Consider the following 15,425-nt stretch of genomic DNA (forward strand, 5'->3'; position numbering starts at 1 on the left):
GCTCTTGCACAAAAAAGGGCGGCATCCGGAGAGCTCGCCCTACTTGAATCCTAAAGAGGCCGGTCAGGGACCGGCCTCTTCACTCACCGATCAGGCCTGCGCCTGACCCTCAGCCAGGAAGAACCAGGTTTCCAGCACGGAGTCCGGGTTCAGCGAAACGCTTTCGATGCCTTGTTCCATCAGCCACTTGGCGAGGTCCGGGTGGTCCGAAGGACCCTGACCGCAGATGCCGATGTACTTGCCGGCTTTGTTGCACGCGGCAATCGCGTTGGCCAACAGCTTCTTGACCGCCGGGTTACGCTCGTCGAACAGGTGCGCGATGATCCCGGAGTCACGGTCCAGACCCAGTGTCAGCTGAGTCAGGTCGTTGGAACCGATCGAGAAACCGTCGAAGAATTCGAGGAATTCTTCGGCCAGGATCGCGTTGGACGGCAGTTCGCACATCATGATCACGCGCAGGCCGTTGTCGCCACGGGCCAGGCCGTTTTCGGCGAGCAGATCGACCACCTGGCTGGCTTCGCCCAGGGTACGGACGAACGGCACCATGATTTCGACGTTGGTCAGGCCCATCTCGTTGCGTACGCGTTTCAGCGCACGGCACTCGAGTTCGAAGCAGTCACGGAACGATTCGCTGATGTAACGCGACGCGCCACGGAAGCCCAGCATCGGGTTTTCTTCTTCCGGCTCGTACAGTTTGCCGCCGATCAGGTTGGCGTATTCGTTGGACTTGAAGTCCGACAGACGCACGATGACCTTCTTCGGTGCGAACGCCGCCGCCAGGGTGCTGATGCCTTCAACCAGTTTTTCGACATAGAAGCCGACCGGATCGTCGTAACCGGCGATGCGCTTGTCGACGCTGTCCTTGATTTCCTGCGGCAGGCCGTCGTAGTTCAACAGCGCTTTCGGGTGGACGCCGATCATGCGGTTGATGATGAATTCCAGACGGGCCAGGCCCACACCGGCGTTCGGCAGTTGCGCGAAATCGAAGGCGCGGTCCGGGTTGCCGACGTTCATCATGATCTTGAACGGCAGCTCCGGCATGGCGTCGACGGAGTTCTTCTTGATGTCGAAGCCCAGTTCGCCTTCGAAGATGTAACCGGTGTCGCCTTCGGCGCAGGACACGGTCACGCCCTGGCCATCTTTCAACAGCTGGGTGGCGTTGCCGCAACCTACAACGGCTGGAATCCCCAGTTCACGGGCGATGATCGCCGCGTGGCAGGTACGGCCGCCACGGTTGGTGACGATGGCGCTGGCGCGCTTCATGACCGGTTCCCAGTCCGGGTCGGTCATGTCGGAGACCAGCACGTCGCCCGGCTGGACTTTGTCCATCTCGGACACGTCGCGGATGATCCGCACCTTGCCGGCGCCGATGCGCTGGCCGATGGCACGGCCTTCCACCAGCACGGTGCCGGTTTCTTTCAACAGGTAACGTTCCATGACGTTGGCCTGAGTGCGGCTCTTCACGGTTTCCGGACGGGCCTGCACGATGTACAGCTTGCCGTCGTCACCGTCCTTGGCCCACTCGATGTCCATCGGGCAGCCGTAGTGCTTCTCGATGATCATCGCTTGCTTGGCCAGTTCGCTGACTTCAGCGTCGGTCAGGCAGAAACGCGCACGCTCGGCCTTGTCGACATCAACGGTTTTCACGGAACGACCGGCCTTGGCCTCGTCGCCGTAGATCATCTTGATGGCCTTGCTGCCCAGGTTGCGGCGCAGGATTGCCGGGCGACCGGCCTCCAGCGTGCCCTTGTGGACATAGAATTCGTCCGGGTTCACCGCGCCTTGTACGACGGTTTCGCCCAGGCCGTAGGCGCCGGTGATGAACACCACGTCACGGAAGCCGGATTCGGTATCGAGGGTGAACATCACGCCGGCGGTGCCGGTTTCCGAACGCACCATGCGCTGCACGCCGGCCGACAGGGCGACCAGTTTGTGGTCGAAGCCCTGGTGCACGCGGTAGGAAATGGCACGGTCGTTGAACAGGGAAGCGAACACTTCCTTGGCCGCGCGGATGACGTTTTCAACGCCACGGATGTTCAGGAAGGTTTCCTGCTGACCGGCGAACGATGCGTCCGGCAAGTCTTCGGCGGTGGCGGAGGAACGCACGGCCACGGCCACGTCAGGATTGCCGGCCGACAGCGCGGCGAACGCGGTGCGGATCTCGGCATTCAGTTTTTCAGGGAATTCGGCTTCCATGATCCATTGGCGGATCTGGGCGCCGGTCTTGGCCAGGGCATTGACGTCATCGACGTCCAGGGCATCGAGGGCCTTGTGGATCTGATCGTTCAGACCGCTCAGTTCCAGGAAGTCGCGATAGGCCTGCGCCGTCGTGGCGAAGCCGCCGGGGACCGAAACACCGGCACCGGCCAGGTTACTGATCATCTCGCCCAGGGATGCGTTCTTGCCCCCCACATGCTCAACATCGTGTTTGCCGAGCTTATCGAGGGAAACTACGTACTCTACCAAGGTGATCTCTCCACTAACTGTGTTGGAAAAGCTCAGAAACCGGCGGCTCGGGGGAGCGTTGGCCGGCTGTATGGCCTGGACCTGGAAAATAAGTGAGAATGCGGGCCAATGGCGGCCGGCAAATCGCGCCTATCATATCCAAGATTCGTCACTAGCTTAAGGCCCAAGGTGCAAATGAAACGATCTGCTTTCTTTATCTCCGATGGCACCGGCATCACCGCCGAAACCCTGGGTCAAAGCCTTCTGGCGCAGTTCGAAAACATTACCTTCAGCAAATTCACGCGGCCCTACATCGACAGCGTGGAAAAAGCGCGGGCCATGGTACAACAAATCGACAAAGCCGCTGAAACCGACGGTTTCCGGCCGATCATCTTCGACACCATCGTCAATCAGGACATTCGTGAGATTCTCGCAACCTCCAATGGTTTCATGATTGACATCTTCTCGACCTTCCTCGCCCCGCTCGAGCAGGAACTGACCGAGCATTCTTCCTACACCGTCGGCAAATCCCATTCGATCGGTCATAACTCCAATTACATGGAGCGGATCGAGGCGGTGAACTTCGCCCTCGACAACGACGACGGCGCCCGCACCCACTATTACGACAAGGCCGACCTGATACTAGTGGGCGTGTCGCGTTGTGGTAAGACGCCGACGTGTCTGTACATGGCGATGCAGTTCGGCATCCGCGCGGCCAACTATCCGCTGACCGAAGACGACATGGAACGCCTGCAACTGCCGGCCGCCCTGCGCGCCCACCAGCACAAGCTGTTCGGCCTGACCATCGACCCGGACCGCCTTACCGCGATCCGCAACGAGCGCAAGCCCAACAGCCGCTATTCGAGCTACGCCCAGTGCGAATTCGAAGTACGCGAAGTGGAGAACCTGTTCCGCCGCGAGAACATCCCGCACATCAACTCCACGCATTTTTCGGTGGAAGAGATTTCGGCGAAGATCCTGGTGGAAAAAGGTGTGGAGCGGCGGTTCAAGTAACCCCCTGGTTCCTCAACCTGTACGCACGCTGAATGAACTAACGCAAAGTCCTCGCGGGCGGTGTTTTTTACGCCCCTGTAACATTCCGAAATATACAATCCGCGCAAGTTGCGTATCCGGCCCGAAACCGGATACGCCAACCCTCTCGACCCGGTGAATTCACCGGGTCCGCAGCATCCACTTCCTGCTTGAAGTCATGGAATGAGCGCCCGCTCGTTCCCGGGTGCGCAATGCAGACAGAAGCTACGCTCAGACAGCCGCGCCTCCATTCAGAACGCTGCAGGACTCACTGCTTATGAATAAAGTGTTCCGTCACTACATCCCGGCCACGACACGGCGCCTGCTGCCCAATCGCTGGGACTTGATCGCCCTGCCGCTGGTGATCGGCTTTTTGCTGTTTTTCTCCATCGGTGCCCGGGAAACCTGGGCCCCGATCGGCTCCCTGCAAAGTGAAGTGGTGTCCCTGGACCCAAGCAACCTGCCCGAATATGCCATGCGCACCACCCTGCGCATGCTCGCGGCGATGGTCGCGGCACTGGTGTTCACCCTGCTTTACGGCACCTTGGCGGCGAAAAGCCGTCGGGCCGAAAAACTCTTGGTGCCGGTGCTGGACATCCTGCAATCGGTGCCCGTGCTGGGTTACATCTCCTTCACCGTGACCTTCTTTCTATTATTGTTTCCAGGCCGGGTGCTGGGCGCGGAACTCGCCGCGATCTTTGCCATTTTCACCAGCCAGGCATGGAACATGACCTTCAGCTTCTACCAGTCGCTGCGCATGCTGCCGCGGGACCTGGTGGAGGTATCGACCAACCTGCAACTGTCCGGCTGGCAGAAATTCTGGAAGCTCGACGTACCCTTCGCCATGCCCGGACTGGTCTGGAACATGATGATGAGCATGTCCGGCGGCTGGTTCTTCGTGGTGGCGTCCGAAGCGATCACCGTCGGCGACCAGACCATCACCCTGCCGGGGATCGGTTCGTTCCTGGCCATGGCCATCGCGCAAAAAGACATGCACGCGGTGGGCTACGTCATCCTGACGATGGTCGTGGTCATCCTGATCTACGACCAGTTCCTGTTCCGCCCGCTGGTGGCGTGGGCCGACAAGTTCCGCATGGAAAACACCGCATCGCAGACCGCCGCGCCGGAGTCCTGGGTACTGAATCTGATCCAGCGCACCCGGTTGATCCAGCGCATTTTGCGCCCCGTCACCCGCGTCATCAGCCGGCTCGGCAACATGCGCCTGAGCTTGCCGCGTTCAGCGCGCAAGGTCATGGCCTCGGAAAGCCCCGCCACCACCAAGGCGATTGACTGGATCTGGGGCTCGTTTATCGGGTTGCTGACCGCCTATGCGCTCTACCACATCGCGCTGTACGTCGGCACCGAAGTGACGTTGGCCGAGGTCGGGCATGTGTTGTTGATGGGGTTGTTTACCCTGCTGCGAGTGGCCGGGTTGATCTTCATCGCCTCGCTGATCTGGGTGCCGCTGGGCGTGATGATCGGCCTGCGACCGGCATTGGCAGAAAAAATCCAGCCGCTGGCGCAGTTCCTCGCGGCGTTCCCGGCGAACCTGCTGTTCCCGGTGTTCGTCATTGTGATCCTGCGTTACCAGTTGAACCCGGACATCTGGCTCAGTCCGCTGATCGTGCTCGGCACCCAGTGGTACATCCTGTTCAACGTGATCGCCGGGGCCAGCGCCTTCCCCAATGATTTCAAGGAAGCCGCCGCCAACTTCCGCATTCGCGGCTGGCTGTGGTGGCGCAAGGTCATGTTGCCGGGGATCTTCCCGTATTACGTGACCGGCGCCATCACCGCCTCGGGCGGTGCGTGGAACGCCAGCATCGTCTCCGAATTCGTGTCCTGGGGGCAGGACAAGGTCGTCGCCCACGGCCTCGGCGCCTACATCGCGCAAACCACGGCTGCAGGTGACTTCCCGAAAATCACCCTCGGCGTGGTGGTGATGTCGTTCTTTGTCGTGGCCTTCAATCGCTTGGTCTGGCGGCCGATGTACGCCATGGCCGAAAACAAACTTCGCCTGAACTGACGGGATTCGATGTGATGAATACCTTTACCGAACACGCTGGCGCCACACCCGAAATCTACTCGCTCACCAACGTCAACCGGCTGTTTGGCAAGGGCAAGGACGAGCTGCAAGTGCTCAGCGGGGTCGACCTGGCCCTGCACGAAGGCGAGATCGTCGGCATGCTCGGCCGCTCCGGCTCGGGCAAATCGACCCTGCTGCGGATCATCGCGGGCCTGATCGAGCCTTCGTCCGGCGAAGTCCTGTATCACGGCAAACCGCTGGACGGCCCGGCCGAAGGCGTGGCCATGGTGTTCCAGACCTTTGCGCTGTTCCCGTGGCTGACCGTGCTGGAAAACGTCGAAGCCGGCCTGCAAGCCCTGCAAGTCGAACGCAAGGAAGCGCGCAAGCGTGCCTTGGCCGCCATCGACCTGATCGGCCTGGACGGTTTCGAAAACGCCTACCCTCGCGAATTGTCCGGCGGCATGCGCCAGCGCGTGGGGTTCGCTCGCGGGCTGGTGGTCAACCCGACGCTGCTGCTGATGGACGAGCCCTTCTCGGCACTGGACGTGTTGACCGCCGAAACCCTGAGAAACGACCTGCTGGACCTGTGGAGTGGCAAGCAACTGCCGATCAAATCGATCCTGATCGTCACCCACAACATCGAAGAAGCGGTGCTGATGTGCGACCGCATTATGGTGCTGTCGTCCAACCCCGGGCGGCTGGTGGCGGAAATCAAGGTGCCCTTCGCCCACCCGCGCAATCGCCTGGACCCGGCCTTCCGGCAGATGGTCGATGACATTTACGCGCAGATGACCGACCGCCGCAGCGCCGACGCCAGCAGCGGCAAACCCGAGCTGAAGATCAGCAGCCCGTTGCAGGAAGTGTCCACCAACCTGATGGCCGGCCTGATCGAAACCCTCGCGGCCGAACCCCACAACGGCCACGCCGGCCTGCCCACCGTGGCCGAGCGGCGCTTGCTGGAAGTGGACGACCTGTTTCCGGTGGCCGAGATGCTCGAGTACCTGGGTTTCGCCGAACTCAAGGGCGCCGACATTACCCTGACCGACGCCGGCAAACTGTTTGCGGACTACGGCACCCAGGAACGCAAGACCCTGTTTGCCGAACATCTGATCCGTTACATACCGCTGGCCGCACGCATCCGCCAGGTGTTGCTGGAACGCAACGGCCATCGGGCGCCACGGGTACGTTTCGAGCAGGAACTGGAAGATTCGCTGACCGAAGCCTTCGTCGAGAAAAACCTGGAAATCGTGATTGCCTGGGGCCGTTATGCGGAGATTTTCTCCTACGACGACCACACCGAAACGTTCAGCCTGGAGGATGTCGAGGGCAGCCTGTAGCCCTCGACCATCCCGGCGATTCAGATCACGAACAAGTCAACAAAACGGTTCACCGGCGTCGCCTCAAGCCGCGCCTGATCCTTGCACAGCGCAAGGATCTCGGCGCTGCGCTGGCCGGTGAAACGCGTAGCCAGGTTCGCCCTGAACTTGTCCTCCAGCAACGGAATGCCCTCGGCCCGGCGCCGACGGTGACCGATCGGGTATTCCACCACCACGTTCTCCGTGCTGGAACCGTCCTTGAAAAACACCTGCACCGCGTTGGCAATCGAGCGCTTGTCGGCTTCGAGGTATTCGCGGGTGAAACGCGGTTCTTCGACGATGACCATTTTCTCGCGCAGCACATCGATGACCGGATGGGCCGCGTGGAAATCGTCTTCGTACTGCTCCGCCACCAGATTGCCGAACGCCAGCGGCACGGCGGTCATGTACTGGATGCAGTGATCGCGGTCGGCGGCATTGGCCAGCGGCCCGACCTTGGAAATGATGCGGATCGCCGATTCGTGGGTGGTGATGACGATCCGATCGATTTCATGCAGACGATTGCGCACTTGCGGATGCAGGGTCACGGCGGCTTCGCAGGCAGTTTGCGCGTGGAATTCGGCGGGGAAGCTGATCTTGAACAGCACGTTTTCCATTACGTAACTGCCGAAGGGTCGCGAGAAGCTGAAGGCGCGTTTGTCTTCAGGCTTGAGCGCCAGGTCGTTATTGGTGTGGCTGAACAGCACGTCGTAGAAGCCCCACTGTTTCGCCGTCAACACACCGGGAATGCCCATTTCGCCACGCATCGCGATATCCGCCAGACGCACGCCACGACTGGACGCATCCCCCGCCGCCCAGGATTTACGTGAACCGGCATTCGGCGCATGGCGGTAAGTGCGCAACGCCTGACCGTCGGCGAACGCGTGGGACAACGCCGACAACAGTTGCTCGCGATTGGCACCCATGAGTTTGGCGACAACCGCCGTTGAAGCCACTTTCACCAGAATCACGTGGTCGAGGCCTACACGATTGAAGGAGTTTTCCAGCGCGATCACGCCCTGAATCTCGTGGGCCATGATCATTGCTTCGAGCACATCGCGCACCGTCAGCGGCGCTTCGCCATTGGCCAGACGTTTCTGCGACAGGTGATCGGCCACCGCGAGAATCCCGCCGAGGTTGTCCGATGGATGCCCCCATTCGGCGGCGAGCCAGGTGTCGTTGTAATCCAGCCAGCGCACGATGCAGCCGATGTCCCACGCGGCTTTTACCGGGTCGAGGCGATAGGAGGTGCCGGGGACTCGCGCGCCGAACGGCACGACGGTGCCTTCAACGATGGGGCCAAGGTGTTTGGTGCATTCGGGGAAACGCAGAGCCAGCAGGCCGCAGCCCAGCGTGTCCATCAGGCAGTTGCGGGCGGTGTCGAGAGCTTCGGCAGATTCGATCTTATAGGTGAGGACATAATCGGCGATGTCCTGCAGGACACGGTCGTAGTCGGGGCGGTTGTTCAGGTCGACGTTGGCGCTCATGTTCGATTCACTCTTGAAAGTGGTTCGTTGATGGGACCTCGGTTCAGGGCTAATTTTTCTTGTTATTGAAATGCGTAAAGCGCTGAGAACGATCAGGTTCGCTCTCAGCGACTGTGCGTTAGAACGAATCTCCAGGCACGCGGACGAAACCTTCCATCAGTACCCGCGCACTACGGCTCATGATCGCTTTCTTCACAACCCATTCGCCGTTTTCAAGGCTGGCCTCAGCCCCCACACGCAACGTCCCGGACGGATGCCCGAACCGCACGGCATTGCGCTCTACGCCACCGGCCGCCAAGTTTACCAAGGTGCCGGAGATCGCTGCGGCGGTGCCAATCGCCACTGCCGCCGTTCCCATCATCGCGTGGTGCAGCTTGCCCATCGACAACGCCCGCACCAACAAATCCACATCCCCGGCGGCTATCGCCTTGCCACTGGACGCCACGTAATCCGCAGGTTTGGCGACGAAGGCCACTTTCGGCGTGTGCTGACGCTTGGCCGCTTCATCCAGATTGGAAATCAGCCCCATGCGCAACGCACCGTAGGCACGAATGGTCTCGAACATCTGCAAGGCTTTCGGATCGCTGTTGATCGCGCTCTGCAGTTCGGTGCCGGTGTAACCGATGTCTTCGGCGTTGACGAAGATCGTCGGGATACCCGCGTTGATCATGGTCGCCTTGAACGTACCGACACCCGGCACTTCCAGCTCATCGATCAGGTTGCCGGTGGGAAACATCGAGCCACCGCCGCCCTCTTCTTCCGCCGCCGGGTCCATGAATTCGACCTGCACTTCGGCGGCCGGAAAGGTCACGCCGTCGAGTTCGAAATCACCGGTTTCCTGGACTTCGCCATTGGTGATCGGCACGTGGGCAATGATCGTTTTGCCGATATTGGCCTGCCACACGCGAACCACCGCCACGCCGTTGTGCGGAATGCGGCTGGCGTCCACCAGGCCGTTGCTGATGGCGAACGAACCGACCGCCGCCGACAGGTTGCCGCAGTTGCCGCTCCAGTCCACGAAAGGCTTGTCGATGGACACCTGACCGAACAGGTAATCGACGTCGTGATCGGCCTTGATGCTTTTCGACAGGATCACGGTTTTGCTGGTGCTGGACGTGGCGCCGCCCATGCCGTCGATCTGTTTGTCGTACGGATCGGGGCTGCCGATCACCCGGAGCAAAAGCGCATCGCGAGTCGGGCCGGGAATCTGCGCCGCTTCGGGCAGATCCTTGAGACTGAAAAACACGCCTTTGCTGGTGCCGCCGCGCATGTAGGTGGCGGGGATCTTTATTTGCGGTGCGTGAGCCATGGTGCTCCTTAACGAAAGCATGGGACTTGAAGTCCCATGCCCACATCGATTGATTTAAACGGCAACCGCCGACTCTTCGAGGAAGTCCTGGGCGAAGCGTTGCAGCACGCCGCCGGCCTCGTAGATCGACACTTCTTCGGCGGTGTCGAGGCGGCAGGTCACCGGCACTTCGACGCGTTCGCCGTTCTTGCGATGGATCACCAGCGTCAGGTCAGCGCGTGGCTTGCGGTCGCCGATCACGTCGTAGATTTCGCTGCCGTCGATGCCCAGAGTCTTGCGGTCGGTGCCCGGTTTGAACTCCAGCGGCAACACGCCCATGCCCACCAGGTTGGTGCGGTGAATGCGCTCGAAACCTTCGGCGGCAATCGCTTCCACACCCGCCAGACGCACGCCTTTGGCCGCCCAATCCCGGGACGAACCCTGGCCGTAGTCGGCGCCGGCGATGATGATCAGCGGCTGCTTGCGCTCCATGTAGGTTTCGATGGCTTCCCACATGCGCATCACTTTGCCTTCCGGCTCCACACGCGCCAGCGAACCCTGTTTGACCTTGCCGTTCTCCACGACCATTTCGTTGAACAGTTTCGGGTTGGCAAACGTCGCGCGCTGCGCGGTCAAGTGGTCGCCACGGTGGGTCGCGTAAGAGTTGAAGTCCTCTTCCGGCAGGCCCATTTTCGCCAGGTATTCGCCGGCGGCGCTGTCGAGCATGATTGCGTTCGACGGCGACAGGTGATCGGTGGTGATGTTGTCCGGCAGCACCGCCAGCGGGCGCATGCCTTTGAGCGGACGTGCCCCGGCCAGCGCGCCTTCCCAGTACGGCGGACGGCGGATGTAGGTGCTCATTTCGCGCCAGTCATACAGCGGCGTGACTTTCGGGCCGGTGTCTTCATGGATGGCGAACATCGGGATGTAGACCTGACGGAACTGCTCGGGCTTGACCGAGGATTTCACCACTGCGTCGATTTCTTCGTCGCTCGGCCAGATGTCCTTCAGACGGATTTCCTTGCCGTCGACCACGCCGAGCACGTCTTTTTCAATGTCGAAACGGATGGTGCCGGCAATCGCGTAAGCCACCACCAGCGGCGGCGAAGCGAGGAACGCCTGCTTGGCGTACGGGTGAATCCGGCCGTCGAAGTTGCGGTTGCCGGACAGCACAGCGGTGGCGTACAGATCACGGTCGATGATTTCTTGCTGAATCACCGGATCCAGCGCGCCGGACATGCCGTTGCAAGTGGTGCAGGCAAACGCGACGACGCCGAAACCGAGTTGCTCCAGTTCTGTGGTCAGCCCTGCTTCATCGAGGTACAGCGCCACGGTTTTCGAGCCCGGCGCCAGCGACGACTTGACCCACGGTTTGCGAGTCAGGCCGAGCTTGTTGGCATTGCGCGCCAGCAGGCCGGCGGCGATCACGTTGCGCGGGTTGCTGGTGTTGGTGCAACTGGTGATGGCGGCGATGATTACCGCGCCGTCGGGCATTTGCCCCGGCACGTCTTCCCACTGACCGGCGATGCCTTTGGCCGCCAGATCCGACACCGCCACACGGGCGTGCGGGTTGCTCGGGCCGGCCATGTTGCGCACTACCGAGGACAGATCGAAGGTCAAACCGCGCTCGTATTGCGCACCTTTCAGGCTGTCGGCCCACAGACCGATCTGCTTGGCGTATTGCTCGACGAGCTGCACTTGCTGGTCTTCGCGACCAGTGAGTTTCAGGTAATCGATGGTCTGTTGGTCGATGTAAAACATCGCGGCCGTGGCGCCGTACTCCGGGGCCATGTTGGAGATGGTCGCGCGGTCCCCGAGGGTCAGTGCCGAAGCACCTTCGCCGAAGAATTCCAGCCACGCGCCGACCACTTTCTGTTTGCGCAGGTATTCGGTCAACGCCAGCACCATGTCGGTGGCGGTGATGCCCGGTTGCAGCTTGCCGGTCAGTTCGACGCCGACGCTTTCCGGCAGGCGCATCCACGACGCGCGGCCGAGCATCACGCTCTCGGCTTCGAGACCACCGACACCAATGGCAATCACGCCCAGCGCATCGACATGCGGGGTGTGGCTGTCGGTGCCGACGCAGGTGTCCGGGAACGCCACGCCGTCGCGCACCTGAATCACCGGAGACATTTTCTCCAGGTTGATCTGGTGCATGATGCCGTTGCCCGGCGGGATCACGTCGACGTTCTTGAACGCCTTCTTGGTCCAGTTGATGAAGTGGAAACGGTCTTCGTTGCGACGGTCTTCGATGGCGCGGTTCTTCTCGAACGCCTGCTTGTCAAAACCGCCCGCTTCCACCGCCAGCGAGTGGTCGACGATCAGTTGCGTCGGCACCACCGGGTTGACCTGCGCCGGGTCGCCGCCCTGCTGGGCAATCGCGTCACGCAGGCCGGCCAGATCCACCAGCGCGGTCTGGCCAAGAATGTCGTGGCACACCACGCGGGCCGGGAACCACGGGAAGTCGAGGTCGCGTTTGCGCTCGATCAGTTGTTTCAGGGAATCGGTGAGCGTGGCCGGGTCGCAGCGACGCACGAGGTTTTCCGCCAGCACGCGAGAGGTGTACGGCAGGGTGTCGTAGCTGCCGGGCTGGATCGCATCGACAGCCGCACGGACGTCGAAAAAATCCAGCGGCGTGCCGGGCAGGTTCTTGCGAAATTCTGTGTTCATCGGTCAGGACTCGGTCACGGTAGTTTCAAAGAGGGGGCGCCTGTACCGGCGCCCTCCCCGGTCAGCGCTGTTCGATTGGCACGAACTTGCGCTGTTCGACGCCGACGTACTCGGCGCTCGGACGGATGATGCGGTTGTTGGCACGCTGTTCGAACACGTGCGCTGCCCAGCCGGTCAGGCGCGAGCAGACGAAGATCGGGGTGAACAGCTTGGTCGGGATGCCCATGAAGTGGTACGCCGAGGCATGGTAGAAGTCGGCGTTGGGGAACAGTTTCTTCTGCTCCCACATGGTCTTGTCGATGGCTTCCGAAACCGCGAACAACACCTTGTCGCCCACTTCGTCGGCGAGTTTTTTCGACCAGCCCTTGATCACCTCGTTGCGCGGATCGCTGTCCTTATAGATCGCGTGGCCGAAGCCCATGATCTTGTCCTTGCGCTCGAGCATGCCGAGGGTGCCTTTGATCGCCTCTTCCGGCGACGAGAAGCGCTCGATCATTTCCATCGCCGCTTCGTTGGCACCGCCGTGCAGCGGGCCGCGCAGCGAACCGATGGCCGCCGTGACGCAGGAATACAGGTCGGACAGGGTCGAAGCGCACACCCGAGCGGTGAAGGTCGAGGCGTTGAATTCGTGCTCCGCGTAGAGGATCAGCGACACGTTCATCACCTTGACGTGCAGCTCGCTCGGCTTCTTGTCGTGCAGCAGATGCAGGAAGTGACCGCCGATGGACGGCTCGTCCGTCACGCAGTTGATGCGTTTGCCGTTGTGGCTGAAGCGATACCAGTAGCACATGATCGCCGGGAACGCGGCCAGCAGGCGGTCGGTCTTGTCGCGTTGTTCGGAGAAGTCTTTCTCCGGCTCGATGTTGCCCAGGAACGAGCAACCGGTGCGCATCACGTCCATCGGATGGGCATCGGCGGGGATGCGTTCCAGCACTTCTTTCAGCGCTTGCGGCAGGTCGCGCAGCTTGCTCAGTTTGCTCTGGTAGTCAGCGAGTTGTGCCTTGGTCGGCAGTTCTCCGTAGAGCAGCAGGTACGCGACTTCTTCAAATTGTGCGTCTGCCGCCAGTTCGCGCACGTCGTAGCCGCGATAGGTCAGCCCGGCACCGGCCTGGCCCACGGTGGACAGTGCGGTTTGCCCGGCAACCTGGCCCCGGAGCCCGGCGCCACTGAGTACTTTTGCTTCGGCCATTGTTGTCTCCAATCTTGAATTTGTTAGGGAGTACGGTTGCGGCTTACTTCTTCGCCGCAAACAACGCGTCGAGCTTCTGCTCGAAGGTGTGGTAATCGATGCGATCGTAGAGCTCCATGCGAGTCTGCATGGTGTCGATGACATTCTGCTGGGTGCCGTCGCGGCGGATCGCGGTGTAGACGTTTTCCGCGGCCTTGTTCATCGCGCGGAACGCCGACAGCGGGTACAGCACCAGCGACACATCGGCACCGGCCAACTGCTCGGTGGTGTACAGCGGCGTCGAGCCGAACTCGGTGATGTTGGCCAGGATCGGCGCTTTCACGCGGTTGGCGAACAGCTTGTACATGTCCAGTTCCGTGATGGCTTCCGGGAAGATCATGTCGGCGCCGGCCTCGATGCACGCAGCGGCGCGATCCAGTGCCGACTCCAGACCTTCAACGGCCAGCGCATCGGTACGGGCCATGATCACGAAGCTGTCGTCGGTGCGGGCATCGACGGCAGCCTTGATGCGGTCGACCATTTCCTGCTGGGTGACGATCTCTTTGTTCGGACGGTGGCCGCAGCGCTTGGCGCCGACCTGGTCTTCGATGTGGATCGCCGCGGCGCCGAACTTGATCATCGACTTCACGGTGCGGGCCACGTTGAACGCCGAGGCGCCGAAACCGGTGTCCACGTCCACCAGCAGCGGCAGGTCGCAGACATCGGTGATGCGGCGCACGTCGGTCAGCACGTCATCCAGGCCGGTGATGCCCAGGTCCGGCACACCGAGGGAGCCGGCGGCCACCCCGCCACCCGACAGGTAGATCGCCTTGAAGCCGGCGCGCTTGGCCAGCAGCGCGTGGTTGGCGTTGATCGCGCCGACCACTTGCAGCGGATGTTCGCTGGCGACCGCATCGCGGAAACGCTGGCCTGGAGTGCTCTTGTTGGAACTCATGACTCACCTCGTTCAGTGGCTGTCTTATTGTCGGCGCCGTCCTGGTAATGACGGGCGATGTTGCGTTTCGAGGCGCCGATGTGGCGGCGCATCAACAATTCCGCGAGTTCGCCGTCACGGTCGGCGATGGCATCGAGAATCCGGTGGTGTTCGGCAAAGGCCTGGCGTGGGCGGTTGGGCGTGGTGGAAAACTGAATGCGGTACATGCGCACCAGTTGATAGAGCTCGCCGCAGAGCATCTGGGTCAGGGTGCGGTTGCCGCTGCCCTGGATGATCCGGTAATGAAAGTCGAAATCGCCTTCCTGCTGGTAGTAGCCGACGCCGGCCTGGAATGCGGCATCGCGTTCGTGGGTTTCCAGCACCCGGCGCAGTTCGTCGATTTCTTCGACGCTCATGCGTTCAGCCGCCAGACGGCAGGCCATGCCTTCGAGGGATTCGCGGATTTCGTAGAGTTCGAGCAGTTCGGCGTGGCTCAGCGACACCACCCGCGCACCGACGTGCGGCACGCGCACCAGCAGGCGCTGGCCTTCGAGCCGGTGAATCGCCTCGCGCAGCGGCCCGCGACTGATGCCGTAGGTGCGCGCCAGTTCCGGCTCGGAGATCTTGCTGCCCGGGGCGATCTCGCCTTTGACGATGGCGGCCTGGATACGTCGGAAGACGTTTTCGGACAGGGTTTCCGAATCGTCGCCGCTGATGACCGGGGGATCGAGTTGATCCAGCATATTGTCGACACCTTTAAAACCAATTCGGCAAAAACTAGCGAATCAGCCTTCATCAGTCAAAGGATAAATGGATATTGTCGACAATCGTCTAATAACCCCCAGCATCAACCCCAAGGGTTATAGACCCGCTCGGGCGCTGGCGCCATAAAACCACCGTGCTAGAATGCCGCCCGCATTTGCTGGTCACTTGCACGGCTTGTCATAAAAAGCTGATAGGCACACGAAGGCGCGCGCAGACAGGATCTCCTGACGCCGTGGCCCTGAACCGAGAACGGACCGC

The 15,425-nt window shown here is 61.4% G+C and carries 10 protein-coding genes; 3 read left to right on the forward strand and 7 right to left on the reverse strand.

Annotation, left to right across the window (positions count from 1 at the left end):
• Nucleotides 1-90 precede the first annotated feature (90 nt).
• The gene (ppsA, locus tag AC3WRD_RS28300; protein WP_096822520.1) at nucleotides 91-2,466 is read right to left on the reverse strand and encodes a phosphoenolpyruvate synthase; all 2,376 of its coding nucleotides are present in this window, start codon (nucleotides 2,464-2,466) and stop codon (nucleotides 91-93) included.
• Nucleotides 2,467-2,640: 174 nt separating this feature from the next.
• Between ppsA and ppsR the strand changes: the two genes are divergently transcribed.
• The 3 genes from ppsR (at nucleotide 2,641) to AC3WRD_RS28315 (ending at nucleotide 6,837) form a co-directional block, all read left to right on the forward strand.
• The gene (ppsR, locus tag AC3WRD_RS28305) at nucleotides 2,641-3,459 is read left to right on the forward strand and encodes a posphoenolpyruvate synthetase regulatory kinase/phosphorylase PpsR (protein ID WP_096822521.1); all 819 of its coding nucleotides are present in this window, start codon (nucleotides 2,641-2,643) and stop codon (nucleotides 3,457-3,459) included.
• 295 nt (nucleotides 3,460-3,754) lie between these two features.
• Entirely contained in the window at nucleotides 3,755-5,500 is a 1,746-nt protein-coding gene (locus tag AC3WRD_RS28310; RefSeq protein ID WP_102622610.1) for an ABC transporter permease, read from the forward strand.
• Between the two features lie 14 nt (nucleotides 5,501-5,514).
• Complete coding sequence (locus tag AC3WRD_RS28315; protein ID WP_102622611.1) at nucleotides 5,515-6,837, forward strand: ABC transporter ATP-binding protein; 1,323 nt, start codon at nucleotides 5,515-5,517, stop codon at nucleotides 6,835-6,837.
• Nucleotides 6,838-6,857: 20 nt separating this feature from the next.
• Here the strand turns inward: AC3WRD_RS28315 and prpD are convergent, their stop codons facing one another.
• The 6 genes from prpD to AC3WRD_RS28345 form a co-directional block, all read right to left on the reverse strand.
• The gene (gene prpD / locus AC3WRD_RS28320) at nucleotides 6,858-8,342 is read right to left on the reverse strand and encodes a 2-methylcitrate dehydratase (protein ID WP_102622612.1); all 1,485 of its coding nucleotides are present in this window, start codon (nucleotides 8,340-8,342) and stop codon (nucleotides 6,858-6,860) included.
• A gap of 118 nt (nucleotides 8,343-8,460) precedes the next feature.
• A complete protein-coding gene (gene prpF / locus AC3WRD_RS28325) occupies nucleotides 8,461-9,651 on the reverse strand; it encodes a 2-methylaconitate cis-trans isomerase PrpF (protein ID WP_102622613.1) in 1,191 nt (396 codons plus the stop codon).
• A gap of 54 nt (nucleotides 9,652-9,705) precedes the next feature.
• Nucleotides 9,706-12,300, reverse strand: coding sequence for a Fe/S-dependent 2-methylisocitrate dehydratase AcnD (gene acnD / locus AC3WRD_RS28330; RefSeq protein ID WP_102622614.1), 2,595 nt, complete (start codon nucleotides 12,298-12,300; stop codon nucleotides 9,706-9,708).
• A gap of 61 nt (nucleotides 12,301-12,361) precedes the next feature.
• The gene (gene prpC / locus AC3WRD_RS28335) at nucleotides 12,362-13,489 is read right to left on the reverse strand and encodes a bifunctional 2-methylcitrate synthase/citrate synthase (protein WP_102622615.1); all 1,128 of its coding nucleotides are present in this window, start codon (nucleotides 13,487-13,489) and stop codon (nucleotides 12,362-12,364) included.
• A gap of 43 nt (nucleotides 13,490-13,532) precedes the next feature.
• Entirely contained in the window at nucleotides 13,533-14,423 is an 891-nt protein-coding gene (prpB, locus tag AC3WRD_RS28340; RefSeq protein WP_102622616.1) for a methylisocitrate lyase, read from the reverse strand.
• Entirely contained in the window at nucleotides 14,420-15,142 is a 723-nt protein-coding gene (locus AC3WRD_RS28345; RefSeq protein ID WP_169432611.1) for a GntR family transcriptional regulator, read from the reverse strand. Before AC3WRD_RS28345 ends, prpB begins: the two co-directional genes overlap by 4 nt.
• Nucleotides 15,143-15,425: the final 283 nt, after the last annotated feature.

The sequence above is a fragment of the Pseudomonas sp. FW215-R2 genome (genome assembly GCF_058789255.1).

Coding starts and splice junctions, on each gene's coding strand:
- prpB (WP_102622616.1), bottom strand. CDS start 14,423: ATGAGTTCCAACAAGAGCACTCCAGGCCAGCGTTTCCGCGATGCGGTC.
- acnD (WP_102622614.1), bottom strand. CDS start 12,300: ATGAACACAGAATTTCGCAAGAACCTGCCCGGCACGCCGCTGGATTTT.
- prpF (WP_102622613.1), bottom strand. CDS start 9,651: ATGGCTCACGCACCGCAAATAAAGATCCCCGCCACCTACATGCGCGGC.
- AC3WRD_RS28315 (WP_102622611.1), top strand. CDS start 5,515: ATGAATACCTTTACCGAACACGCTGGCGCCACACCCGAAATCTACTCG.
- prpD (WP_102622612.1), bottom strand. CDS start 8,342: ATGAGCGCCAACGTCGACCTGAACAACCGCCCCGACTACGACCGTGTC.
- AC3WRD_RS28310 (WP_102622610.1), top strand. CDS start 3,755: ATGAATAAAGTGTTCCGTCACTACATCCCGGCCACGACACGGCGCCTG.
- ppsR (WP_096822521.1), top strand. CDS start 2,641: ATGAAACGATCTGCTTTCTTTATCTCCGATGGCACCGGCATCACCGCC.
- prpC (WP_102622615.1), bottom strand. CDS start 13,489: ATGGCCGAAGCAAAAGTACTCAGTGGCGCCGGGCTCCGGGGCCAGGTT.